The sequence below is a fragment of the Brevundimonas pishanensis genome, from assembly GCF_022750635.1.
Taxonomy (GTDB): Bacteria; Pseudomonadota; Alphaproteobacteria; order Caulobacterales; family Caulobacteraceae; genus Brevundimonas; species Brevundimonas pishanensis.
This window is the reverse complement of sequence record NZ_JAJKBG010000008.1, coordinates 1-24,118: the sequence shown is the minus strand read 5'-3', so window position 1 is coordinate 24,118 and position 24,118 is coordinate 1. Positions and strand designations below refer to the sequence as shown.

Sequence of the window (24,118 nt, the reverse complement as noted above, 5' to 3'; positions counted from 1 at the left end):
CTTTCTGCCCCTCGAGACGTAACTACCCTGCGAACGCTTAAGGATAACAGACCCTTAAACGTAAAACAGGGAGCCGGAATGACCGGCTCCCTGCTTCTATCCACCGAAAAATCGGTTGGCGGTACGAATTTAGGCCGTAGCGGCGGCGTACAGCTCGTTGACCTTGTTCCAGTTTACGACCGTCCAGAACGACTTCAGATAGTCGGCGCGGCGGTTCTGGTACTTGAGGTAATAGGCGTGCTCCCAAACGTCGGCACCGAGAACGACTGCGCCCTTCTCGTCCGCGACGTCCATCAGCGGGTTGTCCTGGTTCGGGGTCGAGGTGACCTTCAGCTTGCCGTCCTGAACGATCAGCCAAGCCCAGCCAGAACCGAACTGGCCAGCGCCGGCAGCATTAAAGGCTTCCTTGAAGGCGTCCATACCGCCGAGGTCGGCATCGATAGCCGCAGCCAGTTCAGCCGACGGTTGGCCAGCCTTATCGGCCGGAGCCAGCAGTTCCCAGAACAGGGCGTGGTTCCAGTGGCCGCCGCCGTTGTTGCGCACGGCCTTCGGCAGCGACGACATCTTGGCGAACATGTCTTCCAGCGACAGGCCCTGCAGCGAAGCGTCGGCATCAACAGCCTTGTTCAGGTTGTCGACGTAGGTCTGGTGGTGCTTGTCGTGGTGGAAGGTCATCGTCTCCTTGTCGATGGCCGGTTCCAGCGCGTCGTAGGCGTACGGGAGAGGCGGGAGAGTGAAGGCCATGAGGAGACTCCTTATCAAAAGTCGATGGTTTGATTCCTAGGCTACTATCTAAGCTGCCGTGCCACGAACCCAACCCCCGAGGTGCGTTTTACGTGATTTTTCTTCGCGAGGACCGAAGGCGGGGAACGCAAACGGGAACCCTACGTTGAATTCCAAACACGGCCTTCTCCCCGGGTACCCTTATGCACGAATACGACCCCTCCTCTCGGGTGACCGAAGAACAGCTGGCTCTTATGAAAGAGCAGCTTGCACCCGTCATGAGCCGCATGACGCGGCTGCAAATCTTCGAGATGGCGGACTTCTTTTACGCACAGGCCCGCGAGCGCCGCTCCGAGAGCAGTGTCGAGGACTGGCGTTTCGAAATCAGCGCCTGAGACGCGATCAGGCTTCCGCGTGGAGTTCCTGTTTCACGCGCTCTGCGAGAGACTTGATATCGAGCGGCTTGGGCAGGAAGCTTACGCCCACCTCGTCCTGTAGCAGGTCCGAGAAATCGCTTTCGGCATAGCCCGAGATAAACAGGACCGGCACGTCACCAATATATTTGCGCGCTTTGCGCAGCAGCGACGGACCGTCCAGCCCCGGCATGATGACATCCGAGATCAGCATATCGATCTGACCCGACCATTCCTCGGCCAGCTCAAGCGCCTCTTCACCGTCGGCGGCCTCGATCACCTCATAGCCGCGCTGACGCAGCAGGCGTGCCGCAATACCGCGCACCGCCGCCTCGTCCTCAACGAACAGGATGCGGCCTGCGCCGGACAAGTCGCGAGGGGCCTTTGCCACCTTCTCGACCACCGGCACCTCGACCAGTTCCTCTGCCGAAGCGGCAGGCAGGAAGATGCGGAACGCGGCCCCCGCGCCCTCGATATTGGTCACAGAGATATGGCCACCGGCCTGCTGGACGATGCCGTAAACAGTTGCCAGACCCATGCCCGTGCCTTCGTTCACGGCCTTGGTGGTGAAGAACGGTTCGAAAATCTTGTCCAAAAGCTCGGGCGGAACGCCCGGACCGGTGTCGGACACCTCGATCAAAGCCACCTCTTCGGTCGCATCCCGCCAGCCCAGATCACGCGCATGGCTCTGTGTCAGGCGTCGCGTACGGATCGTCACCACACCGGCCCCCGGCTCGACCACACCGCGCATCGCATCGCGAGCGTTAACGGCAAGGTTCATGACCGCCGTCTCCAGCTGGCTCTTGTCGGCCAGCACCAGCGGTAGGTCGCGACCGTGGTCTGTCTCCAGACGCACATCCTCACGCAGCAGACGGCGCAGCAGGACAGCGAATTCACCAACCAACTCGCCCAGATCCAGACGTTCGCGGCGCACAGTCGATTTGCGCGAGAAGGCCAATAGCTTGCGCACCAGATCGGCAGCGCGAATGGCGGTCTGACGGATTTCGTTGAGGCCCTCATAGGAGGGATCACCCACTGGATGGCGCTCCAGCAGGCCCGACAACTGAAGCTGGATCGCTGTCAGAAGGTTGTTGAAGTCGTGAGCCACGCCACCGGCCAACTGGCCGACGGCCTGCATCTTCTGGGCTTGCGAGAGCTGTAGCTCCATCGACTTCTGGCCGGTAACGTCGAACAGCCAAATACGGCGGCCATCGCCCTCGGGCGCGACATACAGGTGCAGGCTGCGATCCGGATGGGCGCGGGCGATAAGCTCGATGGGACCGGACGATCCGGCTTCCAGCTTGGCCCGTGCTTCTGCGAGCCCTGCGGCGTCAAACAGGTGTCCGAAGGCGGCATCCCCCGACGCTGCCGGCCCGGTCAGGACAGAAAGCGCGGCGTTGGCGTCGTGCACGCGACCCGCGAACAGGTCATCGCCACGGATCACACCCGAGCCAAAGGGAGCCCCCGCTGCCATAGCGCGAAGTTCGCCCACCGCGCTGGCGACAGGCGCATTCTGCGGGGCAAGAGAGACTGGCAACACCGCCTCGGGCGCGGCCCGCACCAGATAACGTCCCTGTCCGGCAAGGCCGATCAGCACCTCGATTTCGCGGCTACCGATCTGGACGATGGCGCGGCCCTGCTCGCCTTCGCGCGCCTGCGCAAACGCCATGTAGAGAGCGCGCCCCGACTTTCCGCGCGGCAGGTGGATGAGGTCGCCGTTCTCGTCAGCCCAGGCAGCGTTGTAGGCCAGAACCTGACCGGATTCCCAAACAAGAGCCGCCGGTTCGGACAGTGCATCCAGCATATCCACGGCGGTATCGCCCAGAGGACGGCTGGCTTCACCGCGACCAAACACCAAAAGACCGATGGTGGCGATGGCACCGGCGGTCATCACCAGAATGAGACTGGGCGCACTCAGGGCACTGACGCGAAATGCCGGATAGGCAATCGCCGCGACGGTCAGCGCAAAGCCGACGGCCATCAGCAGCAGCAAAGGATCAAGCCGCATCGAACGCCCGCTGGGAACCTTTAGCCGATGTTGCGGAGTGGAAACCGTCATCACGTCTCGCCCTTAGCGAATCATTTCGCACCGAGTTTATGCAACGAAGCTTAACCCGATCCTGTGCCTATGCGGGACAATCCCGCCTTAGACCACCATGGCGGTCAGTGCGCTTTGCGCTTTTGCATCACGAAGCCGATGACCTTGGCCGCAGCCTCGAAATGCTCGCGCGGGATAATGTCGTCGACATCCACCGTTGCATAAAGCGCCCGCGCTAGAGGCACGTTCTCGATGATCGGCACGTCGTGTTCCTTAGCGACCTCGCGGATGCGCAGTGCCATAGCATCCACACCCTTGGCCACGCACACGGGTGCCGGATCGCCGTCGTCAGGATTATAGCGAAGCGCGACCGAATAGTGGGTCGGGTTGGTAATGATGACGGTCGCGGTCGGCACAGCCTGCATCATCCGCTGGCGGCTTCGCTGCATACGCAACTGACGCAAGCGGCCTTTGACGTGGGGGTCGCCTTCGGACTGTTTGTAGTCGTCCTTGGTTTCCTGCTTGGTCATCCGCATACGTTTGGCAAAGCGGATGCGCTGCCACAAATAGTCTGCTCCCGCCGTCGCGCCCAGAAACACCAGCGCCGCCAGAAACAGTTTGAACGCCATGTCCTTGGCATAGGGCAGGATGGCCAGCGGGCTCATCGCTGCCATGTTCTCGACCTCGCGCACGTGGGGCTTCAGCACCCACCAGCACACGCCCCCGATCGCCACCAGCTTGAGGAAGGTCTTGAGGAACTGGACCAGACCGTCCGGCCCGAAAATGCGTTTGAAGCCCGACAGAGGGCTTAGCGCCGACAGCTTGGGCTTGATCTTCTCGGCAGTGAAGATGAAGCCCTGCGACTGGGCCACATTTCCCACCACACTGCCCACGATTACCGCCAGCATAAGGACCATCAGGAATGGTGCCGCAGCCAGTACGGCTGTCATGCCCAGTTCCATACCCGCGCCGGCTTCCAGTCCGCCCAACATGGTGTGCGGACGCTCGATGAAGGGCAGCAGTTGTGCGGCGATCTGCTGGCTGAAACCGGCACCGCCAAACAGCAGCACAGCCGCCGCGCCTCCGAGGGCCATGGTTGTGGCTACATCCGGAGAACGCGCAAAGTCACCTTTCTTGCGCGCCTCCTCGAGTTTTCGCGGGGTGGCCTCTTCTGTTTTTGAGTCCTGGTCGGCGTCTTCAGCCAAGCGCGCCTCCCGTGAACTGGCTCAGGACCGCCTGGTAACGGCTGATGAAAACCGTCCCCACCACGCCCAGGCTGAGCGCAAAGATCGAGAGCCCCAGCAGCACGCTGAGAGGTGCTGCGGCAAAGTAAACCTGAAACGCGGGCATCACCCGCGCCACCAGACCGGAAGCCAGATTGAACACCAGCGCGAACACCAGAACAGGCGCTGCCAGTTGTACCCCCAACAGGAAACTCTGGCTCATGGTCCTGACGGCCATGGCGGTGAAGTCCGAAGCGATGAAGGGCTTGGTCGGCCCGATAAGTTCGTAGGAGCCCACAATCGCCCCCACAAACATGTGGTGCGTATTTGTGGCGAACACGAGCGTAACGCCCAGCAGCGCCAGAAATGCCGACAGGGTCGAACCCGGTGAGGCCTGCATCGGGTTGGCCGTCTGGGCAAAGCTCAGCGTCGTCTGCAGCGATACGATCTCGCCTGCAGTCGTCAGAGCCTGCATGAAGATGCGCAGGATCGCGCCTATCGCCAACCCGACAATCAACTCGCGCAGGATCAGTCCCACCGTGCCGCCCAGCGTCGGCGGCAGAGCCGGAAGCGTGTGACCAACAATCGGATACATCGCCATGGCCAGAAGCAGCGCCAGCGACAAACGGACCCGCGCCGGAACATAGGCTTCGCCAATACCCGGTATCAGCATGACAATCGCGCCCAGCCGAGCGAACAAAAGTCCGCTCGCCCAAACCTGTGCGACTGTGGCGTATGGCTCCATCCGGCCCCTAGATTCCGGCGATTTTGGCGGCGATGTCGCGCATAAACGCACCCATCAGCGCCCCCATCAGCGGCAGAGCCAGCAACAGGGTGACGAAGATGGCGATGATCTTGGGCGCATAGACCAGCGTCTGTTCCTGAATTTGGGTCAAAGCCTGGAACAGACCGATGGCCACACCGACCACCAGCGCCACGACCAGAGCCGGCAGGCACAGCTGGATCGTCAGCCACAGGGCATCACGCCCCACATCCAGTACTTCCGCGCCACTCATGACCCGCTCCGACAACCTAGGCAATAAATGCCGACACTATGGTTAACGAGTTGATAACCACACAGCGAAGGTGATCCGGTTGATAAGTAAAACCGTACCCAAGCACCCTCCCCAAACGTCGCGGTCTGTCCTAAAGAGCATTCATGACTGATCACCAGCACCCTGCCGACGTCTCTCGCGAAGAGGCCGAAGCCGCCGTTCGTACCCTCATCCGCTGGGCCGGGGACAATCCCGACCGCGAGGGCCTGTTGGACACGCCCAAGCGCGTGGCCAAGTCGTATCGCGAGCTGTTCCAAGGTTATGACGTCGACCCGAAGGAATATCTGCTGCGGACCTTCCAGGAAGTTGGCGGATATGACGAGCTGGTCGTCCTGAAGGACATCCGCTTCGTCTCGCACTGCGAACACCACATGCTGCCGGTGATCGGCCGCGCCCACGTTGCCTATCTTCCGACCGACCGCGTGGTTGGCATTTCCAAACTGGCCCGCGTGGTTCAGGGTTTTGCCCGCCGCCTCCAGATTCAAGAGAAGATGACTTCGGAAATCGCCAACGCCATCATGGAAGTGCTCAAACCGCACGGCGTGGGCGTGGTGATCGAAGCCGAGCACTCCTGCATGACCATGCGAGGTGTAAATCTTCCTCACTCCAGCTTGACGACCTCGTGCTTGCTGGGGACGGTGAGAGAAGACGCCCGCACCCGCGAAGAATTCCTTCGTCTGGTTCGGAGCTAAGCTCGAAATACAGTCAGGAGTAACGGCATGAAGCGACCGAATATCTGGACCATCCTCGCCGTTACTTCTCTCCTGTCCGCCTGCGCTTCCGCAGAATGGAGCACCGAACCGACACCAGCCCGTTACGGCATGACGAAGTCACAGGTTCGCGAGGCCATGGGCAGTCCGTACCGGATGGAAACCGATGCCCAAGGCAACGAGGTTTGGTACTTCGAGCGTGGCATTTCGACCGATGACGACGGAACGGAGCGCACCAAAGAACTCTCGGTGACCTTCATGTTCGGCAGGGTCAGCGGGTTTAGCGATACCGTGACCACAACACGAACCACGACAACCACTTCGCCAAATTAGCTTCCCGCTAATCCGGCAAACAAAAAGGGCGGCCCTAATGATGGAGCCGCCCTTTTTCGTTAGGCCCATGCGCGCCGATCAGATCGGCATGGCCATGATTTCTTTATAGGCCGAAATCACCTGATCGCGGACGGCCAGTACCGTTTCCAACGATGCCTCTGCGGCGCTGATGGAGGTGACGACGTCGATCAGGTTGCCCTGACCGTTGACGTTCTGGGCCATCTGCACTTCGGCACCGCGAGTCTGTTCGGCGGTCTGGGCGACGACCGATTGCAGCATTTCGGCAAAGCCCGCACCCTTGGTCTGCGCAGCCATCTCGGGCTTGGCGACCGTCGGCGCAGCCGTGCCCTGAACCGTGGAATAGAGGCGTGCCGCCATCATCGGATTCATCGTCTAGCGCCCTTAGCGTTTGATGATGTCGAGAGTGCGGGATTCCATCACGCGGGCCGTCTCGATCACATTGAGGTTGGCTTCATAGGCACGCTGGGCTTCGCGCATGTCCATGGCTTCGACCAGAGTGTCGACGTTGGGACGGCGTACATAGCCGTCGGCGTTGGCCGCTGGGTGCGACGGGTCGTATTCCAGCTTGAAATCGCTCTGGTCAGGACGAACGTCTGCCAGCACCACGCCGGTCGAGCCGTTCAGGTCGCGGGCCTGAAACACCGGCATCTGGCGACGATACGGATCACCACCGGCCACCGGCGAAGTAGAGTTCGCATTGGCTATGTTCTCGGCGATGACACGCATTCGCGACTGCTGTGCGCGCAGGGCCGAGGCTGCCACGCCCATGGCGGGGTTGCGAGCCGTTGCGGGGCGACCGTTGATTGGATCAGCCATGGATCAGTCCCTCCAGACCTCAGCCCTGACCCGGACGGCGTGCCGCCATACGGATCATCGACATGGATTTTTGATAGAAGCCAATGGCCGCGTCATAGGCCATGCGGCTCTCGGCCATCTTCAACATCTGCTCTTCAACCACGACCGAGTTGCCATCCAGCGTCGTCTCGCTGTCAGGCGCGCGGTTGACGTCGAAACGTACCGCTTGGCCCGGAGGGACAATGTGCGCAGCGTTCGTCGCCATCAGGCGCACCCCGTTCTGCTTGTTCATCGCCGCGGCAAAGTCGGTGGGGACTTTCAGATCACGCGCCGCATAACCCGGCGTATCCGAGTTGGCGACGTTCTGTGCGATCACCCGCTGGCGATCGTCCAGCCAGCCAAGGCGACCCTTGATCTGGTTCAGCAGTGACAAGTCGGTTACGGACACGCCCCACGCCCCATAATGGTTGATCGGCAGAATTTGCCGCCTACAGGGTTAATAGTCTCTATATCTTAAAGCCGTGTTAACCACGTTAGCGGAAACCTTGGCCATAGAACGGCGCATGCCGGGGGCCTCGGACAATCGATGAACTGGATAGACCTGCTGCGAGCCATCTTCGGGCTTGCCATCACACTGGGCCTGATCGGTATGGCGGCCTATGTTGTGCGCCGCTACGCCCCCGAGATGATGGCGAAGCTTCAGGGCTCCGCTCCGCGTCGTGACAAGCGCCTCAAGGTCATTGAAACCCTGATGCTGGACCCGTCGCGCCGTCTTGTACTGGTCAAGGTGGATCAGGAAGAGCGCCTTTTGCTGCTGGGCGAAGGTCGCGAACTGATCGAGCCTCGTGGTATTGTCGAAGTCCCGCAGGAACATGTCCCCGCGCCCGCGCCCGAACCTGTCCGCCCCTCCACGGGTGGCTTCAGAGATGCGCTGTCAGGAATGAAGCCGCCGCACACGCGTGCCCGCTCGTTGGGGGATCAGCTATGAAGCGTGTCCAACCGCTGTCGCTGTTCGTAAAGCCGACGCGCGCCGAGTTGAAACGCGCCGCGACCTTGTCAGCACTTGTGACCCTGCTTTGCATGGCATGGCCGGTCGCATCGTTCGCGCAATCGGCCATCAATGTCGATCTGGGCACGGGCGCAGGCCTGTCCGAACGGGTGGTCCAGCTTGTCGCCCTGATGACGGTGCTGTCGCTGGCACCGTCCATCGTCATCATGACCACTAGCTTCGTGCGGATCGTCGTGGTGCTGTCTCTGCTGCGCACGGCGCTGGGTCTTCAGCAGTCGCCGCCTAATGCTGTGCTGGTGTCTCTGGCCCTGTTCCTCTCGGCCATTGTGATGACGCCGACGTGGCAGGCTGCATATGATTCGGGCATCCGTCCCCTGATGGATCAGCAGATGGAACTGCCCCAAGCCTTCGATGCAGCGTCAGAACCTGTAAAAACCTTTATGCTGGCTCAGGTCGACCGTGGTGACCTTGGCCTGTTCACCCGACTGGCCAAAATCGAGCCCCCGACAGACCTTCAGGAACTGCCCCTTCAGGTGGTCACTCCGGCCTTCATGATCAGCGAATTGAAGAAGGCCTTCGAGATCGGATTTCTTCTTTTTGTTCCGTTTCTTGTGATCGATTTGGTGGTCGCCAGCGTGCTGATGTCCATGGGTATGATGATGTTGCCGCCGGCCGTGGTTTCCCTGCCGTTCAAATTGATCTTCTTCGTGCTCGTTGATGGCTGGCGTTTGGTGGCCGGAAGCCTCGTCGAAAGCTTCCAAAGAGCGGCTGGCGGGGGATAAATCCCCACCACATGGGCTTTTGCGCGGTTTGGGGGCTTGCCAAATCGCCCGAAACCGTCGTTGATCCCTCATCTTCGCCCGACGTTCGCGGGCGACCACTTTGGGAAACGACCCTCATGACCACTCAAGCCGAACTGATCGCTGCCGTCGCCAAGGACGCAGGTGTTTCGCAGGCAGACGCCGGCAAGGTTCTGACCGCCATCGTCGAGAACATCCACAAGTCGCTCAAGTCGGGCGGCGACGTGCGCATCTCGAACCTCGGCGTGTTCGACACCGCTGAGCGTGCAGAACGCGAAGGCCGCAACCCGGCTACCGGCGCGACCATCAAGATCCCGGCCTCGAAGGCCGTGCGCTTCCGCGTGTCGAAGCCGCTCAAGGACGCTGTTAACAGCTAATCCTTTCGGACAACGGCGGCACCTACGGGTGTCGCCGTTTCCACTTCTTTCCGCATCTCTCCACGCGGCCCTTGGCGAGAGATAGCGATGACAGCGTTCCTGACCGGATGCCGCCCGCCGCAATCTTCGAAATCGTTAGTGTTTAGGCTGCAGGTGCTGCGGCTGGGCGCGCTGCCGGAGCGGTCGCAGGCTTGGTTTGGGTACGCTCGCGGAAGTCGGCCTTGGTTTCGGCAATCCAGCCGGCATAGGCGTCGGCCTGTGCGCTCAGATTGCTGAAGTCTGCAGGACCGCCTGCGCCCTGGCCTTCCAGCCCTGCCAGAGCAATCCGCATTGCACCGGGTGAACGCGACCCTGCTGCAAACGGGCTATAGCGCTGCGACAGCCGTGACAGTGCAGCACCGTTCTGGCCCAGCGAATAACCCACGCCCGCGCGGATAACATTTGTCTCCTCGCTGACGGTCAGCGGGATGGCGGTGTCCTTGTAGCGCTCGCCGAGCCCCTGCTCATACAGAATAGCAGCCTCGCCCCACTTTTCCTGCTTCCACAGGATTTCGGCGCGAACCTGACGGGCAGCGGGGGTGGCATCGCGGCCCAAAATCTCGATGGCGTGGTCATAGCGACCGAGCTCCATCAGGGCGCGGGCCTCCAGTGCACGACGCTCGGCCGCCACCGCATTGGGAAGCAGGGTCGAGCGCGAGCTCCACAGCGCTTGCAGTGCCGGTTCCGGCTGGCGGTTCATCAGATAGACCGCCGCCAGATTGGCCGAGACCTGCGCACGGGCTACGCCATCAAGGCGGTTCTCGGCCTGATATTTCAGCAGCTCCGCGGCCTGATCGAGCAGGTCAACGTCGATCAGGCGACGGGCCAGACGGCGGACCATCTCGTCGCCGTCTGCACCAACCGGCGTCAGGTCGCGGAAATCGAAGAACAGCGCCAGCGCCTGTACAGGCTGAAGCCCGTCCGCGGCACCCTCAAGGAACATGGCGCGGAAGGCGCGATCCAACTGCTCCTGCAGTTTGTCACCACCGGGCAGGCTGGTAATCCGTCCGCCTGCGCCCTTGAGCGCCGTCAGCGCCTCGCGATAGCGGCCTTGCGACAGGTAGAGCTCGCCCAGCGATTGGATCACCGCCAGTTCGATACCGTCCCCGCGCCAGCGCCATTTGAGCAGCTCCAGCTCCTTGGCCGCCTTGTCCGGCGTCATCGAGCCATTGGCCAGCGACAGACGCACGACGCCCAGCTTGGCCGTGGTGCGGATGTTGTCCATCCCCGCGCGGGAGGCGGCAGTATAGATGGCCAGAGCGCGCTTGCCCTGTCCCGCGGCTTCCAACAGCCTGGCCTGAACCAGACGCGCGGCCAGACGGTCCGCAGATGGCACAGCCGGTTGCCCGAACACATAGTTCAACAACTCGCGGGCCCCGCCCTTGTCGCCGGTTTCCAGCGCCGCCATCGCATGCGCCGTACCAAAGCGCGCGCGCCAGTCGGTCGAGAAGGCATCAACCGCACTGGCCCCTGCCGAGAACATACGGCGCGCGGTAGCCCAGTCCCCTTGCTGGGACGCGATATAGCCCTGCCAGACGCGGCTGGCCGGATCATTGGCCAGGGCACCGGAGGTGAAATCGGTTTCGGCTTCTTCCAGTCGCCCGATGCTGGCCCGCGCCGCGCCGCGCAGACCACGCACTTCCGGCACGCCCAGCATACCCGGCGTCTGTTCGATCAAGGCATTCAGAATGCCGATGGCTTCATAGTGCAGGCCCGAGCCTACGAGGAACCGCGCATAGGCCAGACGTGCCTCGACCGGAGCACGCGGATCATCTGCCGCGCGCGCCATTTCCGTCTGCGCCGCCAACTGCAGGTCACGGTGACGAACAGAGAAGCCGACCGTTCCGGTGTTGGCCCACCCTGTCTGGATCAGCGCAGGGAAACGCGCGGCTTTAGGCGCATCGATCGCGGGTGCTCCGGCCGCTTCGAGCGCCGCCGTCGGCGAGGAAAGCTTCAGGCCGCCCTTACGGCTGATGATAACCCGATCAGTGGCCGTATCGACGCTCAGGTCATCGGCAAAGGCTTCGACGGCCAGTCCTTGCGCCGTGCGCAAAATCTGCGCGTCGACAGATCGGCGGGCGACGTTCACCCCCTTCACAGGTCCTAGCGCCGGCACGGTAGCGATACGCTCGCCGGACATCGGATCGGTAATCCAGATGGTACGGCGTACGCCCGAGACCTGCGCCGACAGACTGGCTTTCACCTCGTCATCGCGGACAATGTGTATTCCGTCATTTGCCGAACTTTCGCCCAGCGACACAATCCAGTTCGCGCCGTCAGCTTGCGCGGACAAAGGTTGAGCCGACGGGGCCTCGATGCGCACGACCGTATAGTCAGGACCGGCGGCCCAGCGGATGCCGTCACCTTCACCCGATTTGATCTGGATGGCGGCCTTGGTGTCGAATACGGCCCAGACGGCATTTCCGCGCTTGAATACAGCCGCCGCTACGGGCGATTTGAAAGCAAACTGAAGTCTTGCCCGACCGTTCTCGCGCACGACCGTAACAGGCACCACGGCGGTGGCCGACTTGGCCGTGGGGTCAATGCTTGCGGGCGCACCTTCGGGACGGATGTTGACCCACACCGCGCCATCGGCACTTCCGGCTCCTGCCTCTGCCCCGTCAGCCAGCGTCAGAACCAGTTCGGTCCCGCCCGTAACCGCGCGGGTCTCGACCTTGGAGACACCCTTGGGCGGATCAACCTTCAGACGGCTGACGTCGGGAGCGGCGGTCGATCCCAACCGCACAATGACCTGACGACCGTCCTGACGCACGCGGGCGCGGCGACCGATGACACCGGCGAACTCGACGCGGGTAAAGGCCTCGTTGGCCCCGACGCGGATTTCGATAGGGTCGCCTGTCTGTGCCACCGCCAGCGGCATTTCCATGGGCGCAAGCACCATTACCCCCGCAGCGGCAGCCGCTGCAGAGGTCTTCAACACACGCTTGGTCACACGGGCCCCGGACATATCCCCCCATTGTCACCCCAAGGGGCTTTCCTCGTCGTTAACGACGGTTAAGCTTGGTTGGACAAAACGACCGCTTGAACTGATAGCGATAAAATCCGAAACCTGTCGGACATGCGGCGATGCCTATCGCCCGCCAGAATGTGGATTGTCACACCGTGTCAGAAGAACAGTACCCGCCGCTCAACCCCGTTGTTACGGGTATCCGCTGCCGCTGCCCGCGCTGTGGTGAGGGACCGCTGTTCAAAGGCTTCCTGACCATCACCGACAAATGCTCGAAGTGCGGTCTGGACTACAGCTTTGCCGACACCGCAGATGGTCCGGCCTTCTTCGTCATGTCCATCATGGGCACGCTGGGCATGGTCGGCTTCATGATCTTCGAGTTCACCGTCCACCCGCCGATCTGGGTACACATGGTGTTCACCTTCCCGCTGATCGGCTTCTTGTGCCTTGGCCTGCTGCGCCCGTTCAAAGGCTGGATGGCCTGCGCCCAATACAAGCACAAGGCCACCGAAGCGCGGTTCTAAGGCCTTAGCGCGCTAACCTGAGGGTCACGCCCACCGTGCGCGGCTCGCCCAGGAATGCGCCCAGTGTTCCGGTCTGGAAGGGTGCGCCGAAGGCGACCTGACGATAGGTTTCGTCGAACAGGTTGCGGCCCCATACCTCGACACGCCACGCGTCGTCTCGGGTCAGAGCGATGCGGCCATCCACGCGCCAGTGGGCGGGTTGGACCTTGATCGGATCAAGATCGGAGCCGGTGTTGTAGGCCGAGCTATACTTCGCGCCCAGCGTCACCCGCCCCGTCAGATCGCCCCAGACATTGCGCTCATAAGTGCCAGACAACGCCCCCGACCACAGCGGCGCAAAGCTCATACGCTTGCCCGCAAGCAATGGCAGGCCCGCAATCGGATCATCGCCGTATTCGGTCTGGGCATAGGTAACGCCGCCCTGCACCGACAGCCCCTCAATGGGGCGCCAGATCGCATCGACCTCTGCCCCCTTGGCCCGCACTTCGGGGATCGAGCGCACAAGGAAGGTGGTGCCCAGGAAGGTGTTGAGCTGGAAATCCTCATAGGTCTGGCGGAAGGCTGCGACCGACAGCAACAGGGTGTCGTCGAGCAAGACCGCCTTTGAGCCGACCTCGAACGCATCCACCCGTTCTGACGGGAAAGCGCGCGAGGCATCCGGCACCAGATTGGTCTGGCCGCGATCCAGATTGAAACCACCATTCTTGCGACCACGCGACCAGCCGCCGTACAGGCGTACCTGATCGCTTACCTGCCACTCGGCGCGGACCATGCCGGTTACGCCTTCGTCGGTCAGACTTTCGGACTGCCTCAGAGTGTTGAACGCGGGGTTCGACCACGGCAGACACAGCATGGCGTTGCTGACACCTCGCGCGAGCGCCGCCCCGCAGGCCGCCCCACCGTCCATGTTGAGATAGTCGGCGGTCATGGTCTTCTTCTCATGCGCCGCTCGCACGCCCGCGCTGAGCGTCACCGCATCGGTCAGGCGATAGTCGATCTGGCCGAACAGGGCCGCCGACTTGGCGCGCTGGGCATAGGCGTCCCACTGACCCTCGCCCTCGATGAAGTTGGTGCCGAACGGCAGGCCCGTCAGTTGCGACACGCCATCGGCCTGCCCCAGCGGATTACCCGCACTACGGGTCAGCAGACGCCCGACATATTCCTCATAGTCGCGCCCATAAAGGATGCTGTCGCGGCGGCTGAGCTTCTCGTCGGCGAGGAACAGGCCTGCGTTCCAGTCAAAGCGCGCCGTCTCCCCCGACAGACGGAACTCCTGCGACAGTGTGCGGAAACGGTTGGACCAGCTTCCGTCATCCGGACGATAGGCGATGTCCGCAGAGCTGAAGTCCCAGTCCTGCGAGATCACTCCGCGCCAGTCGCGGTACGCCGTCACCGAAGCCAGACGCGCCCAGCCCAGATCGGCATCCACATGCAGCGACACGCCACGGTCGCGGATGCGGGTGTTGGTGTCGCGGTTGGAATAGGCGATGCGGGCGTCCGGATCATGCGTCGCCATCACCCCGCCGTCCGGCGACAATACCGCCAAAATCGGGGCCGTCGGGCCGGTAAGCACCTGAACACCGACGCAGCAGCGCTCGTCCCGCGCCGTATAGTCGGCGCTCAAACGCGCGCTGACGGTATCGCGCGGGGTCCACAGCAGTTGGCCGCGGATGGTGTCGTAGTTTTCGTTCTGGTCATCGGTCGCCGTGCGCGGACCCTCGCCCGTGCGTACAGAGTACAGCCCGTCGCGCTGTCGGGTGGCGACGTAGAGGCGCCCCGCCAATTGGTCTTCGATCAAGGGACCGTTCAGACCGATGCTGCCGCCCTCTGTGCCATACTCGCCAAACGTGGCTTCGAGGTTCAGCGACGGCTCAAACGACGGGACCGCCGTCACCACATTGATGATGCCCGCCGAAGCATTCTTGCCAAAAAGGGTCGGCTGCGGGCCTTTCAGGACCTCGATCCGCTCCACCTCGCCCAGATCGCCCAGAGCCACGCCATTGCGCGGGCGATAGACGCCATCGACCATAACGCCGACAGCACTCTCGACGCCCGGGTTGTCGCCTACCGTGCCAACACCGCGAATACGGGCCGTGGTAAAAGTCTGATTGGACGAAGACGCCGTCAGCAGACCCGGCGTCGTCAATTGCAAATCCTTGATGTCGCGGACGCCAAGGTCGCGGAGCAACGCCCCGTCGGTCACCGTCAACGACAACGGCACCCTCGCCAGCACATCCCGTCCCCGCTCGGCTGTCACCACAATGTCCGAGACCGACGTGGGTGCTTGTTCTACTTCTTCCGCAGCGAAGGAGGGGCCGGCGGCCAACAGCAGTACCCATGGCGCACTGGCCATGACGAGACGCAATGATTTCACAGGGAGGTTCGCGCAAGAGCGTCGCCACGGCGACCAAAGAAACGCCGCTCTAGCAGAACACCACCACGCGAACCAATACCTTACGTTACGTAAGGATCGCTTTTAAGTTGATTTTACGCCCGCCCGCCGACGGGGCCATAGGCACGCGGTGCAAAGCTGTGGCCGACACGGGAGGTTGCGGCCCCGTCCCGACGATGCTCGCCTGCGGCTCTCATCAGCACGTCCAGACCCTCGGTCCTTCCGGCGTGATAGGCTTCCAACACAACCAGTACCCGTTCGGCCTCTTCCAGCGTTTGCGGCTCTTGTGCCAACAACCAGGCTTCGACGCCATCAAACTGCACCGTCAGACCGCTCTTTTGAGTCGCCTCGTCGACGCGTTGCGTGGCCCATTCGCGCAGAACACTGCGCGCCGCTTCCAATCCCCAGGTCTCAGCCATTTTGCTGCCCTCCCTGCACTCGCCCTTAGGCGGTTGGCCATCTTGAACAGGACGCTAACGTGAGATTGCCGCAATTCGATCCAACATTTTCGTGAATAACGCTGTAATATTAGCCAGGTAACCAAAGAACGACGCTGTCCAGAATGTGGCAAAAATACGGAAACTCCTGATCGCGTTCACGTTTCACCATTCAGATGATCACGGTTATTCGAAGCTTTACCAGAAGAAAACTCTGCGTTTTCGTAGAACCCTAAGTTTAGAAGTATTCGATTGAATACAAACTTTAAGGCCTAAGACGAACCGCCTCAGCGCAGCGCGAGTTCACCCCAGCGCCAACTGGGAGCCACAAAGGCCAGTCGCGGTGAGCCCGCATCGTCCCCCAGGGACACCACGACGGTGCCGTTGACCCGCTCCATCCTGCACTCGCGCGGGGCGAAGGCGACCTCCACCGCGATCGCCTGACGTACTCCGGCCAAGCCGCGTCCGTCCTGATCCAGAGCATGGACCCAGTCGCCGTCCCAGATAACGATAGCCCGACGCCCTGACTGCATTTGCGCCTGAGCCGCGCGCACTGTCGCCTGAACCCGCGCATCGCGCCGGACCAACGCTTGAAGGCGTCGGGCCATATTGCATCCCGTGCCAGTCCCGGACCCGCCACTTCCGCCACCGCCCGAGCCCCCTTCGCCCGATCCACCTCCCGCACCGGCTCCGGCGACCAGTGCGCCCGCCAGTTCCCCATCGCCCAGCAGACGCATGTTAGGGGCTGGCGGCGCGGAGGATACGGCCACCACCTCGGTTGGCACCCGCGGGGGTGGCGGCCGGTGGATGGGCGGCGGCGGTGCGGTCTGGGGCTTGGGCGTAACCGTAGGGGCCTTTGCGGCTTCCTTGGTCTGTGCCGCTTGGGAAGGTGTGGGCACTTCTGCGGGTGGTCCGGTCGGAGCGGGATCCGGTTCGGGCTCCGGCGGCGGTGGAGGTTCGGGCGGGTCAATCAGCTCCACCATCACCACCGGTAAAGGCTCTGGCCCGGCGGGTGACTGTGCGCGCATCCCCCAAATAATGCTCACGACCGCGGCATGTACGGTCAAGCTTAAGAGTATGGCCAAGCTTGTATTGCGGTTGCGTCGGGTCGTGATCTTGGAGTTTCGGCGCACAATGACTCCACGGCAGCAAGCTCTCTACATTTTACATAGTCAGACACCAGCAAATGCCAACTTCATGGCAAACGATGGTTTTTGAGGAAATATATTCCCGATGGTGCGTTCAGTTACGGCCAAGGTGACAAATTCCTGCCTTTTCGGGGTCATGACGCGGCCCAGACTGTCAAACTTAGTTCACCTTGCATGTCTGGCGGAGAGCCCTCCGTCGTTAACAGAGAGCAACTTGATGTCGATCATGACCCGCAAAGCCTTTGCCATCGGCACCGTTCTGGCGCTTGGCGTCGCAGCGAGCGGTTGCGCCAGTCACCGCTTCGTGCGGGACAACATCGCCGTCGTCGACGAGCGCGTGAGCGCCGTAGACAGCCGCGTTACCGGCGTTGAAAGCACCGCCAACCAAGCCCTCTCGCGTGCAAACGCGGCCCACAAACTGGCCGAAGGCAAATTCCTATACGAAGTCGTACTGTCGGACGACTCGGTGAAGTTCCCGAACAACGCGACCGCCCTGTCGCCGGAAGCCGAACAGCGCCTGTCCGAGCTAGCCCAGCGCCTGAAGGCCGAGAACCGCAACGTTTATCTGGAAATCCAGGGCCACACCGATTCGTCGGGTAGCGCCGCGACCAACGAACGCGTTGGCCAAAGCCGTGCAGAGGCCGTTCGCCGCTACCTCAGCACCCAGGGCATTCCGCTCAACCGCATGTCGACCATTTCGTACGGCGCATCCAATCCGGTAGCTACGAACAACAACCGTGAAGGCCGCGCCCAGAACCGCCGCGTTGCCATCGTCGTCCTGTCCTGATCCCGATCGGTACGAGACAATAAAAAAGGCCCGGACATCGCTGTCCGGGCCTTTTGTATATCTGGCAGAGCCGATTAAGCGGCTTCGGCCTCGTCTTCTGCTTCGGCAGCAGCGGCAGCCGCCGATGCGATCGGCTTCTTGGCCGCCAGCGACTTGCTCAGCAGGGCAATGGCAGCGTCCTTGTCGATGCCGTTGGCAGCAGCGACTTCGCGGGCCATGCGATCCAGAGCCGATTCATAGAGCTGACGCTCCGAATAGGATTGTTCAGGCTGGGTGTCGGCACGGAATAGATCGCGGACAACCTCGGCAATCGAAATCAGGTCGCCCGAGTTGATCTTGGCTTCATATTCCTGCGCACGGCGCGACCACATGGTGCGCTTGATGCGTGCACGGCCCTTGAGGGTGGTCAGGGCCTTGGTGACGGTGTCGTCGGCAGCCAGCGTACGCAGACCAGCCGTTGCGGCCTTCTTGGTCGGTACGCGCAGGGTCATTTTTTCATGATCGAAGGTCACGACGTAGACCTCGAGCGACATGCCCGCGACTTCCTGAGTTTCGATCGCGGCAACCTTGCCAACACCGTGGGCCGGATAGACCACAGCGTCGCCAACCTTGAATTCCAGACCGGACTTGCTCGTCATGACATTCCTTTCCCGGCACAAACGCCGGTGACTTGAGCAACATTCCGATAGAGCAAAAGCATTCCCGCCGCCGGATTTGATTCCGTCGGGAGAATGTCAAAGCCACACATCAGATGCTGTACAGGATCACCGAACCTCTGGCCGACCCCGTTAAATGCGGGGTTCTGTCGCAAACTCGGATAGCGTGCAGAGTTGCGGCACTACCCGTTTCGAATGGGAGGAACCTACCACAAAATTGCTAAATCTCAAAACATACACAGCGCCAAAGCTGTGCTATGCCCAATTGTGTTCAGAAAATGGCGCTGAACTCAGGAGCCTTTACCGGGCTTCGGGCTGAAGTATTTTTCGTATTTGCCGGTCTCGCGCTCGAACTGTTCGCGGTCTGCAGGCGGGGTGCCTTTGACCGTAATGTTCGGCCAGACCTTGGCGTATTCGGCGTTGATCTGCAGCCACTTGCCGTCGGGCTCGTCCTCGGTATCCGGCACAATGGCATCCACCGGGCATTCCGGCTCGCACACGCCGCAGTCGATGCATTCATCAGGCGCGATAACGAGGAAGTTCTCGCCTTCATAGAAGCAGTCCACCGGACACACTTCCACGCAGTCCATGAACTTACATTTCACGCAGGCGTCGGTGACGATGTAGGTCATTGCGGCAGTCGGGCCCGTCTGAACTGGTTGAGGTCGAGGGCGGGCAAATGCCCCCTCCCTCCCCTGCCTGTCAACCGATGACGCCATCAACCTTGGTCAAAGACGCAAAAAATCCGGTTTGGGACACCGCGACGTGAACTGGATATCGGCCCTGTGCGTATTTACCGTGCCCCCGGTGTGCTATTGCCGACCTCATCAGGGTGGACTGTCAGCTTTTCGAGCAAGTCAGGCGACAAGCCTTTACCCACCCTCTTCGCGTTTCAGACCTTCCGGAGAACGCCTATGCAAAATAAAGCCCGTTTAACTCTGATCGTCGCCTCGGCTGTTGCACTGCTGGGGACCGGCGGTGTCGTGGCCCAGAACGCCTTGACCAAGAACCCGGCGCAGGTCGAGGCAGGCGATTACGCCCTCGATTCCTCGCATGGCCGCATCACCTGGAAGATCGATCACCTCGGCTTTTCCGACTACATCGGCCAGTTCGTGAATGTGAAGGCGCAGCTGAAGCTGGACCCCGCCAATCCGGCCAGCGGTTCGCTCACTGCTGAAATTCCGATCGCAGACATCGCCCCCAACGACGAAGCGCTCAAGCGCCACCTGCTGACCGCGGACTTCTTTGACGTCGAGAAACACCCGACGGCCACCTTCCGCTCGACCCGTATCGTGGTGGACAGTGACGACGCCAACGAGGCCGACGTCTATGGTGACCTGACCATCAAGGGCATCACCAAAGAGGTGAAACTGGAAGTCGAGTTCAATCAGGCCGGTGCTATGCGCGGTAAATACCGCGCCGGTTTTGACGCCGAGGCCAAGATCAAACGCTCGGACTTCGGCATCACCTACGGCCTGCCGGCATTGGGTGACGAGGTCGAACTTCACATCGAGGGCGAGTTCGTCAAATAGGCGACCCTTCGCCATTTGAGGCGGTTAAGAAAGGGCGCAGGCTTTCGGATCTGCGCCCTTAAATATGTCCGCGACCACCGCGATCACCATCCCATTTGGCGACCGGCTGCGGCTGATCCTTGGGCGAGTGATCCTCGTAAAGCGTCCTCGCCTCGGTGGCTGGCCCACGGCGCTCGCCGATGGCCAGCACCTTAACCTGTGTGATCCGACCACCGAGGCTGAACATAATCTCGTCGCCGACGTGGACCGTGCGGCTGGGCTTATCCAGACGCACCTGCCGACCCTGATGGGTCAGGTGTACCTTCTTCTTCGACACCATTTCGGCCGCTAGCGCCCGCGTCTTGAAGAAGCGGGCGTAGAAGAGCCACAGATCAATCCGGATGGATTGGGGAGCGGCGCTGTCATCCATAGCGGCACCCAGGCATGGGTTCAGCCCTCGCCCGAAGGTTCAGGCGCAAGCGGTGATGCCTGTTGGTCCGACGGTGCTTCATCCGCGGGGGCAGAAGCCACCTCCGAACTTTCACCAGCTTCAGCAGCCGACTTCGGCTTACGCGAGCGACGACGGCGCTTCTTCTTCACATCGCCCTCGGCAGGAGCATCGCCAGCTTCGGAAGAAGCAGCAGCTTCACCCGCACCTTCAACGGCGTCAGGCGAGGCGCCATCGGCACCGGCTTCAGCCACCGGCTTCTTGCCACGACGACGGCGACGCTTCTTCTTCGGAGCGGCCTCACCGTCAGCCGTTGGCGTGGCAGCAGCAGCATCCGCTTCGCCTTCGCTGGCTTCGGTAGCTTCACCCTCAGCCGCCACGCGCTCGCCCTTGGGCTTGCGGCGACGACGGCGCTTTTTCTTGGGCGCTGCATCACCTTCGGCGGCCACAGAGTTTTCGCCCTCTGCGCCTTCGACACCGGCGCTTTCGCTCGCTTCCGCGCCCTCGGCCACGGCAGCCTCGCCCTTGCCCTTGCCGCGACGGCGGCGGCGCTTCTTCTTGGGTGCCTCTTCGCCTTCAGTGGTTTCCGCAGGCGTCTCGCCCTCGGCCACAGGCTTTGCAGCCTTCTTCGGCTTCTTCTCGCGGCGGGGTTTGGCGGGCCTGGCTTCCGGCTCTGCCGCCTTCAGCGCCATCAGGGCAGCGAACGGGTTGTTCTCGTCCACCACGGCGGGGGCAGCAGCCGTTGTCGCCTCGTCACGACGCGGACCACGCAGGGCCGAGCGGACGGCGCGTACCTGACCGATGTTCCAGCCCAGGGTATCCAGCGCCTCTTGCGGCAGCTCGTTCCGACCCGCCTTGCGGCTCAGATCGGCATAGGTCTCCAGCATCTCGACCGGAACCGTAAAGCGCCCCACGGCCTGACGCCCGAAGGCCGCCAGCGCCTTCGCCGACGGCTTGTCCCCGCGCAGTTCGCGCAGGCCCTCGCCTTCCAGCGCCTTGCCACCGTCACGCGCCGCAAACGCCTGCGCAAAGGTCATGGCCCGCGGCTTCAGCATTGACGGCAGCCAAACGCCATAGGTGCCGATGCGGATGGCGAACTTGCCCAGCGACTTGCGATCTTCCGGCGACAGAGCCGCCAGATCATCACGCACCTCGGCACGCGGCAGGATGCCGCCCGCCTCGACAATCTGCCATGCAATTCCGCGCACCAGACCGGTCAACACCCCATCATCCACCGCACGCTTCAGACGCTTCAGATCACGCAGCGCGCGGCCCGCCTCCTCGGCCAGCCAGGTCTCGATGCGCTTTTGCGCCGCCTCGCGCGCCGCCGCATCGCCCAGATCGCCGATCAGGTGCACACGCGGGTGGAAGACATCATCGTTGACGACCTTGGCCGCCACAGCCCCCTGCCAACGGACAGAACCGTCCGCATCCAGCGTGAAACCCGCGTCTTGTTCGTTGGCCAAAACCTTTAGTCTCCGTCCAATCTCCGGGGCGACGGCGCGGGTGGCTGCCTGACGCAGCGCCCGATCCGCAAGTGCCGAACCACCGGCATCAGGCGTGAATTTCACCCCCTCCAGCCGGCCAACGACCTCGCCCTCAATAGTGACCTCGCCATCCTCTGCCACGCCGGCAGAGACTTCGGCGCTGTCGTTCAAAACCCGCATGAGCGCTGAAGTGCGACGGTCCACAAACCGCGCCGTCAGCTTTTCGTGCAGCACATCACTCAGACGCTCTTCAAGCGCCTTGGTCTTTTCAGCCCATTCCTTGGCATTATGCAGCCAGTCAGGGCGGTTGGCGATGTAGGCCAGCGTGCGAACGCCCGCCAACCGCGCCGAAACCTGATCGATCTGGCCGTCATCTCGGTCCAGATCAGCAAAAAGCGGGGCAATCCAGTCGTTCTGCAAACGCCCGTGACCCGTCGTCAGGGCGCTGAATATCTCCTTGGCCAGCCGCGAATGCTCGTCCGTCGTCGTCTTCTGAAAATCCGGAAGTTGGCAGGCTTCCCAGAGGCGCATCAGTGTACCGCGCGATCGGGCGGCCTTCTTGACCTCCTCGTCCTGCGACAGACGGCGCAGCATCACTTCGTCCAATGACGGCAAAGTCAGGCGCAAGCCCGCCCGATCCGGCGTCTTCTCAAGCGAACGCAACAGATCTGGCAAGGTATCGAAATCCAGTCGCGCATTACGCCACTCGGCCGCTTCGACCGGATCAAAGCGATGCTCGGCGATCTGTTCGACCAGATCCTCGTCCAGTTCCTCGGCCTCGGCGGTCACGCCATAGGTGCCGTTGCGCATGTGGCGACCGGCGCGGCCCGCGATCTGGGCCATCTCATTGGCATACAGGTATCGAGTGCGGCGACCGTCGAACTTCTTCAGTCCTGCGAACGCTACGTGGTCCACATCCATGTTCAGACCCATGCCGATGGCATCGGTGGCGACAAGGAAATCGACTTCGCCCGACTGGAACAGTTCGACCTGCGCGTTACGGGTGCGGGGCGACAGGCTACCCATCACCACCGCGGCCCCACCCCGTTGGCGACGCAGCAGTTCGGCGATGGCGTAAACCCGCTCGGTCGAGAAGGCGACCACGGCGCTGCGGTGTGGCAGGCGGGTGATCTTCTTCGACCCCGCATAGGACAGCACTGACAGACGATCTCTGGTGACGATCTCGGCGTCCGGCACCAGACGCCGCATCAGCGGCTCCATCGTGCCTGCGCCCAGGAACATGGTCTCGAACCGCCCGCGCGCATGCAGCAGGCGCTGGGTGAACACATGCCCGCGCTCGGGGTCGGCGACCAGTTGGATTTCATCGACCGCGAGGAAATCCACCTGCCGCTCCAGCGGCATGGCCTCGACCGTACAAACGAAATAGGCGGGGCGCGGCGGGACGATCTTTTCCTCGCCGGTGATCAGGGCCACCGAGGCCGCGCCACGTTGTTTGACGATGCGCTCGTAAACTTCGCGCGCCAGCAAACGCAGCGGCAGGCCAATCATGCCCGACGCATGGCCCAGCATCCGCTCGACCGTCAGGTGGGTCTTGCCGGTATTGGTCGGGCCGAGGATGGCCGTGATGCGCGAGGGCGCAAGGCCAGTGGAACGATCACTCATGACCCGCCTGCCCTAGCACATGCAGACCCCAAGGCCAGAACGAAGTCTGCCCACAACCGCCCGAAATACGACTTTTAGAGAGAGAATGAACGACCCGTTACCAAGCGTCGAAACACGGCGCGAACGAATCATGACCGAATCAGAGACACCGAATGATTCGGGGTTTGTTCTATACCATATCTAGTAGGTTAATGCACCTTAACCACAAAGGTTAACTACAAAATCGTATGGACAGAACGGGTCGCTCCTGTTCGGAATTTCACAGAAAATCCGCCCACTCCGGCGCGAGGGGCTTCCATCCCGCGCCGAGGTCCACTACTCACCCCAACAGTGGCCCCGTAGCTCAGCTGCATAGAGCAAGGCTTTCCTAAAGCCGAGGTCGGAGGTTGGAGTCCTCCCGGGGTCGCCATTTTGTTGTCGGGACCACTTAGAACTGGCTCAAAACCAGTTAAGAGTGGCTCTAGATAAGAATCGTTCGCACCTAGAACTTGTGTGCTCTCGACGACTAAGCTCGTTAGCACCGGAATCCAACTTCTGCTTTTGACTGAGGCCGTGTAAAAACGTTCTGGGCTGGTTTGACGCGCATCGGGCATTGAGGCGC

The 24,118-nt window shown here is 62.0% G+C and carries 25 protein-coding genes and 1 tRNA gene; 10 read left to right on the top strand and 16 right to left on the bottom strand.

Features of this window, described 5'->3' with window-relative positions; translation table 11 throughout:
* Positions 1 to 129 precede the first annotated feature (129 nt).
* Complete coding sequence (locus LOX95_RS13210; RefSeq protein WP_242915386.1) at positions 130 to 744, bottom strand: superoxide dismutase; 615 nt, start codon at positions 742 to 744, stop codon at positions 130 to 132.
* A 209-nt stretch (positions 745 to 953) separates the two neighbouring features.
* On the opposite strand from LOX95_RS13210, the gene LOX95_RS13205 reads away from it, so the two are divergent.
* Positions 954 to 1,118: a hypothetical protein gene (locus tag LOX95_RS13205; RefSeq protein WP_242915384.1), complete on the top strand. Its 165-nt coding sequence runs from the start codon at positions 954 to 956 to the stop codon at positions 1,116 to 1,118.
* A 7-nt stretch (positions 1,119 to 1,125) separates the two neighbouring features.
* On the opposite strand, the gene cckA is transcribed toward LOX95_RS13205, so the two are convergent.
* The 4 genes from cckA to fliQ form a co-directional block, all read right to left on the bottom strand.
* The gene (gene cckA, locus LOX95_RS13200) at positions 1,126 to 3,144 is read right to left on the bottom strand and encodes a cell cycle histidine kinase CckA (RefSeq protein WP_242915382.1); all 2,019 of its coding nucleotides are present in this window, start codon (positions 3,142 to 3,144) and stop codon (positions 1,126 to 1,128) included.
* A gap of 155 nt (positions 3,145 to 3,299) precedes the next feature.
* Complete coding sequence (gene flhB, locus LOX95_RS13195) at positions 3,300 to 4,379, bottom strand: flagellar biosynthesis protein FlhB (RefSeq protein ID WP_242915381.1); 1,080 nt, start codon at positions 4,377 to 4,379, stop codon at positions 3,300 to 3,302.
* The gene (fliR, locus tag LOX95_RS13190) at positions 4,372 to 5,142 is read right to left on the bottom strand and encodes a flagellar biosynthetic protein FliR (RefSeq protein WP_242915379.1); all 771 of its coding nucleotides are present in this window, start codon (positions 5,140 to 5,142) and stop codon (positions 4,372 to 4,374) included. The genes flhB and fliR overlap by 8 nt, the downstream gene beginning before the upstream one ends.
* 7 nt (positions 5,143 to 5,149) lie before the next feature.
* Complete coding sequence (gene fliQ, locus LOX95_RS13185; protein WP_242915377.1) at positions 5,150 to 5,413, bottom strand: flagellar biosynthesis protein FliQ; 264 nt, start codon at positions 5,411 to 5,413, stop codon at positions 5,150 to 5,152.
* A 143-nt stretch (positions 5,414 to 5,556) separates the two neighbouring features.
* On the opposite strand from fliQ, the gene folE reads away from it, so the two are divergent.
* Both folE and bamE read left to right on the top strand, forming a co-directional pair.
* Positions 5,557 to 6,144 (top strand): GTP cyclohydrolase I FolE, encoded by a 588-nt coding sequence (folE, locus tag LOX95_RS13180; RefSeq protein ID WP_242915375.1) that lies wholly within the window; start codon positions 5,557 to 5,559, stop codon positions 6,142 to 6,144.
* Between the two features lie 27 nt (positions 6,145 to 6,171).
* Positions 6,172 to 6,495: an outer membrane protein assembly factor BamE domain-containing protein gene (gene bamE, locus LOX95_RS13175; RefSeq protein ID WP_242915373.1), complete on the top strand. Its 324-nt coding sequence runs from the start codon at positions 6,172 to 6,174 to the stop codon at positions 6,493 to 6,495.
* 78 nt (positions 6,496 to 6,573) lie between these two features.
* Here bamE and fliE read toward each other — a convergent pair whose 3' ends face one another.
* The 3 genes from fliE to flgB are packed head-to-tail and all read right to left on the bottom strand — an operon-like array spanning position 6,574 to position 7,759.
* Positions 6,574 to 6,885 (bottom strand): flagellar hook-basal body complex protein FliE, encoded by a 312-nt coding sequence (fliE, locus tag LOX95_RS13170; protein ID WP_242915371.1) that lies wholly within the window; start codon positions 6,883 to 6,885, stop codon positions 6,574 to 6,576.
* Positions 6,886 to 6,897: 12 nt separating this feature from the next.
* Complete coding sequence (gene flgC, locus LOX95_RS13165) at positions 6,898 to 7,332, bottom strand: flagellar basal body rod protein FlgC (protein WP_242915369.1); 435 nt, start codon at positions 7,330 to 7,332, stop codon at positions 6,898 to 6,900.
* Positions 7,333 to 7,351: 19 nt separating this feature from the next.
* A complete protein-coding gene (gene flgB / locus LOX95_RS13160) occupies positions 7,352 to 7,759 on the bottom strand; it encodes a flagellar basal body rod protein FlgB (protein WP_242915367.1) in 408 nt (135 codons plus the stop codon).
* 138 nt (positions 7,760 to 7,897) lie between these two features.
* Between flgB and LOX95_RS13155 the strand changes: the two genes are divergently transcribed.
* The 3 genes from LOX95_RS13155 (at position 7,898) to LOX95_RS13145 (ending at position 9,497) form a co-directional block, all read left to right on the top strand.
* A complete protein-coding gene (locus LOX95_RS13155; RefSeq protein WP_242915365.1) occupies positions 7,898 to 8,299 on the top strand; it encodes a flagellar biosynthetic protein FliO in 402 nt (133 codons plus the stop codon).
* Positions 8,296 to 9,102, top strand: coding sequence for a flagellar type III secretion system pore protein FliP (fliP, locus tag LOX95_RS13150; RefSeq protein ID WP_242915363.1), 807 nt, complete (start codon positions 8,296 to 8,298; stop codon positions 9,100 to 9,102). Before LOX95_RS13155 ends, fliP begins: the two co-directional genes overlap by 4 nt.
* Positions 9,103 to 9,218: 116 nt before the next feature.
* Complete coding sequence (locus LOX95_RS13145) at positions 9,219 to 9,497, top strand: HU family DNA-binding protein (protein ID WP_242915361.1); 279 nt, start codon at positions 9,219 to 9,221, stop codon at positions 9,495 to 9,497.
* A 142-nt stretch (positions 9,498 to 9,639) separates the two neighbouring features.
* Here LOX95_RS13145 and LOX95_RS13140 read toward each other — a convergent pair whose 3' ends face one another.
* Positions 9,640 to 12,504 (bottom strand): tetratricopeptide repeat protein, encoded by a 2,865-nt coding sequence (locus LOX95_RS13140; RefSeq protein ID WP_242915359.1) that lies wholly within the window; start codon positions 12,502 to 12,504, stop codon positions 9,640 to 9,642.
* A 119-nt stretch (positions 12,505 to 12,623) separates the two neighbouring features.
* On the opposite strand from LOX95_RS13140, the gene LOX95_RS13135 reads away from it, so the two are divergent.
* Positions 12,624 to 13,028 (top strand): DUF983 domain-containing protein, encoded by a 405-nt coding sequence (locus LOX95_RS13135; protein WP_345791457.1) that lies wholly within the window; start codon positions 12,624 to 12,626, stop codon positions 13,026 to 13,028.
* Between the two features lie 4 nt (positions 13,029 to 13,032).
* On the opposite strand, the gene LOX95_RS13130 is transcribed toward LOX95_RS13135, so the two are convergent.
* The 3 genes from LOX95_RS13130 to LOX95_RS13120 form a co-directional block, all read right to left on the bottom strand.
* Positions 13,033 to 15,402, bottom strand: coding sequence for a TonB-dependent receptor (locus LOX95_RS13130; protein ID WP_242915358.1), 2,370 nt, complete (start codon positions 15,400 to 15,402; stop codon positions 13,033 to 13,035).
* Positions 15,403 to 15,515: 113 nt separating this feature from the next.
* Positions 15,516 to 15,839: a hypothetical protein gene (locus LOX95_RS13125; RefSeq protein WP_242915356.1), complete on the bottom strand. Its 324-nt coding sequence runs from the start codon at positions 15,837 to 15,839 to the stop codon at positions 15,516 to 15,518.
* A gap of 305 nt (positions 15,840 to 16,144) precedes the next feature.
* Positions 16,145 to 16,903 (bottom strand): hypothetical protein, encoded by a 759-nt coding sequence (locus LOX95_RS13120; protein ID WP_242915354.1) that lies wholly within the window; start codon positions 16,901 to 16,903, stop codon positions 16,145 to 16,147.
* A gap of 319 nt (positions 16,904 to 17,222) precedes the next feature.
* Here LOX95_RS13120 and LOX95_RS13115 point away from each other — a divergent pair, with 319 nt between their 5' ends.
* Positions 17,223 to 17,792, top strand: coding sequence for an OmpA family protein (locus tag LOX95_RS13115; RefSeq protein WP_242915352.1), 570 nt, complete (start codon positions 17,223 to 17,225; stop codon positions 17,790 to 17,792).
* Between the two features lie 74 nt (positions 17,793 to 17,866).
* Here the strand turns inward: LOX95_RS13115 and LOX95_RS13110 are convergent, their stop codons facing one another.
* Together LOX95_RS13110 and fdxA are read right to left on the bottom strand one after the other, a co-directional pair.
* Positions 17,867 to 18,430, bottom strand: a complete 564-nt coding sequence (locus LOX95_RS13110) for a CarD family transcriptional regulator (protein ID WP_242915350.1) — start codon at positions 18,428 to 18,430, stop codon at positions 17,867 to 17,869.
* Between the two features lie 308 nt (positions 18,431 to 18,738).
* Positions 18,739 to 19,080 (bottom strand): ferredoxin FdxA, encoded by a 342-nt coding sequence (gene fdxA, locus LOX95_RS13105; protein WP_242915348.1) that lies wholly within the window; start codon positions 19,078 to 19,080, stop codon positions 18,739 to 18,741.
* Positions 19,081 to 19,362: 282 nt separating this feature from the next.
* On the opposite strand from fdxA, the gene LOX95_RS13100 reads away from it, so the two are divergent.
* Positions 19,363 to 19,980, top strand: coding sequence for a YceI family protein (locus tag LOX95_RS13100; RefSeq protein WP_242915347.1), 618 nt, complete (start codon positions 19,363 to 19,365; stop codon positions 19,978 to 19,980).
* A 58-nt stretch (positions 19,981 to 20,038) separates the two neighbouring features.
* Here the strand turns inward: LOX95_RS13100 and LOX95_RS13095 are convergent, their stop codons facing one another.
* Together LOX95_RS13095 and LOX95_RS13090 are read right to left on the bottom strand one after the other, a co-directional pair.
* Complete coding sequence (locus LOX95_RS13095) at positions 20,039 to 20,389, bottom strand: RNA-binding S4 domain-containing protein (RefSeq protein WP_242915345.1); 351 nt, start codon at positions 20,387 to 20,389, stop codon at positions 20,039 to 20,041.
* 20 nt (positions 20,390 to 20,409) lie between these two features.
* A complete protein-coding gene (locus LOX95_RS13090; RefSeq protein ID WP_345791456.1) occupies positions 20,410 to 23,517 on the bottom strand; it encodes a helicase-related protein in 3,108 nt (1,035 codons plus the stop codon).
* Positions 23,518 to 23,849: 332 nt separating this feature from the next.
* Between LOX95_RS13090 and LOX95_RS13085 the strand changes: the two genes are divergently transcribed.
* Positions 23,850 to 23,926: transfer RNA gene (locus tag LOX95_RS13085), tRNA-Arg, on the top strand.
* The last annotated feature ends 192 nt before the right edge of the window (positions 23,927 to 24,118 follow it).

What these genes read in the sequence shown, in the direction of transcription:
- LOX95_RS13210 (WP_242915386.1), bottom strand. Translation starts at nt 744, where the DNA reads ATGGCCTTCACTCTCCCGCCTCTCCCGTACGCCTACGACGCGCTGGAA.
- cckA (WP_242915382.1), bottom strand. Translation starts at nt 3,144, where the DNA reads ATGCGGCTTGATCCTTTGCTGCTGCTGATGGCCGTCGGCTTTGCGCTG.
- fliR (WP_242915379.1), bottom strand. Translation starts at nt 5,142, where the DNA reads ATGGAGCCATACGCCACAGTCGCACAGGTTTGGGCGAGCGGACTTTTG.
- fliQ (WP_242915377.1), bottom strand. Translation starts at nt 5,413, where the DNA reads ATGAGTGGCGCGGAAGTACTGGATGTGGGGCGTGATGCCCTGTGGCTG.
- folE (WP_242915375.1), top strand. Translation starts at nt 5,557, where the DNA reads ATGACTGATCACCAGCACCCTGCCGACGTCTCTCGCGAAGAGGCCGAA.
- bamE (WP_242915373.1), top strand. Translation starts at nt 6,172, where the DNA reads ATGAAGCGACCGAATATCTGGACCATCCTCGCCGTTACTTCTCTCCTG.
- fliE (WP_242915371.1), bottom strand. Translation starts at nt 6,885, where the DNA reads ATGAATCCGATGATGGCGGCACGCCTCTATTCCACGGTTCAGGGCACG.
- flgC (WP_242915369.1), bottom strand. Translation starts at nt 7,332, where the DNA reads ATGGCTGATCCAATCAACGGTCGCCCCGCAACGGCTCGCAACCCCGCC.
- LOX95_RS13155 (WP_242915365.1), top strand. Translation starts at nt 7,898, where the DNA reads ATGAACTGGATAGACCTGCTGCGAGCCATCTTCGGGCTTGCCATCACA.
- fliP (WP_242915363.1), top strand. Translation starts at nt 8,296, where the DNA reads ATGAAGCGTGTCCAACCGCTGTCGCTGTTCGTAAAGCCGACGCGCGCC.
- LOX95_RS13145 (WP_242915361.1), top strand. Translation starts at nt 9,219, where the DNA reads ATGACCACTCAAGCCGAACTGATCGCTGCCGTCGCCAAGGACGCAGGT.
- LOX95_RS13140 (WP_242915359.1), bottom strand. Translation starts at nt 12,504, where the DNA reads ATGTCCGGGGCCCGTGTGACCAAGCGTGTGTTGAAGACCTCTGCAGCG.
- LOX95_RS13135 (WP_345791457.1), top strand. Translation starts at nt 12,624, where the DNA reads ATGCCTATCGCCCGCCAGAATGTGGATTGTCACACCGTGTCAGAAGAA.
- LOX95_RS13125 (WP_242915356.1), bottom strand. Translation starts at nt 15,839, where the DNA reads ATGGCTGAGACCTGGGGATTGGAAGCGGCGCGCAGTGTTCTGCGCGAA.
- LOX95_RS13115 (WP_242915352.1), top strand. Translation starts at nt 17,223, where the DNA reads ATGTCGATCATGACCCGCAAAGCCTTTGCCATCGGCACCGTTCTGGCG.
- LOX95_RS13110 (WP_242915350.1), bottom strand. Translation starts at nt 18,430, where the DNA reads ATGACGAGCAAGTCCGGTCTGGAATTCAAGGTTGGCGACGCTGTGGTC.
- fdxA (WP_242915348.1), bottom strand. Translation starts at nt 19,080, where the DNA reads ATGACCTACATCGTCACCGACGCCTGCGTGAAATGTAAGTTCATGGAC.
- LOX95_RS13100 (WP_242915347.1), top strand. Translation starts at nt 19,363, where the DNA reads ATGCAAAATAAAGCCCGTTTAACTCTGATCGTCGCCTCGGCTGTTGCA.
- LOX95_RS13095 (WP_242915345.1), bottom strand. Translation starts at nt 20,389, where the DNA reads ATGGATGACAGCGCCGCTCCCCAATCCATCCGGATTGATCTGTGGCTC.
- LOX95_RS13090 (WP_345791456.1), bottom strand. Translation starts at nt 23,517, where the DNA reads ATGAGTGATCGTTCCACTGGCCTTGCGCCCTCGCGCATCACGGCCATC.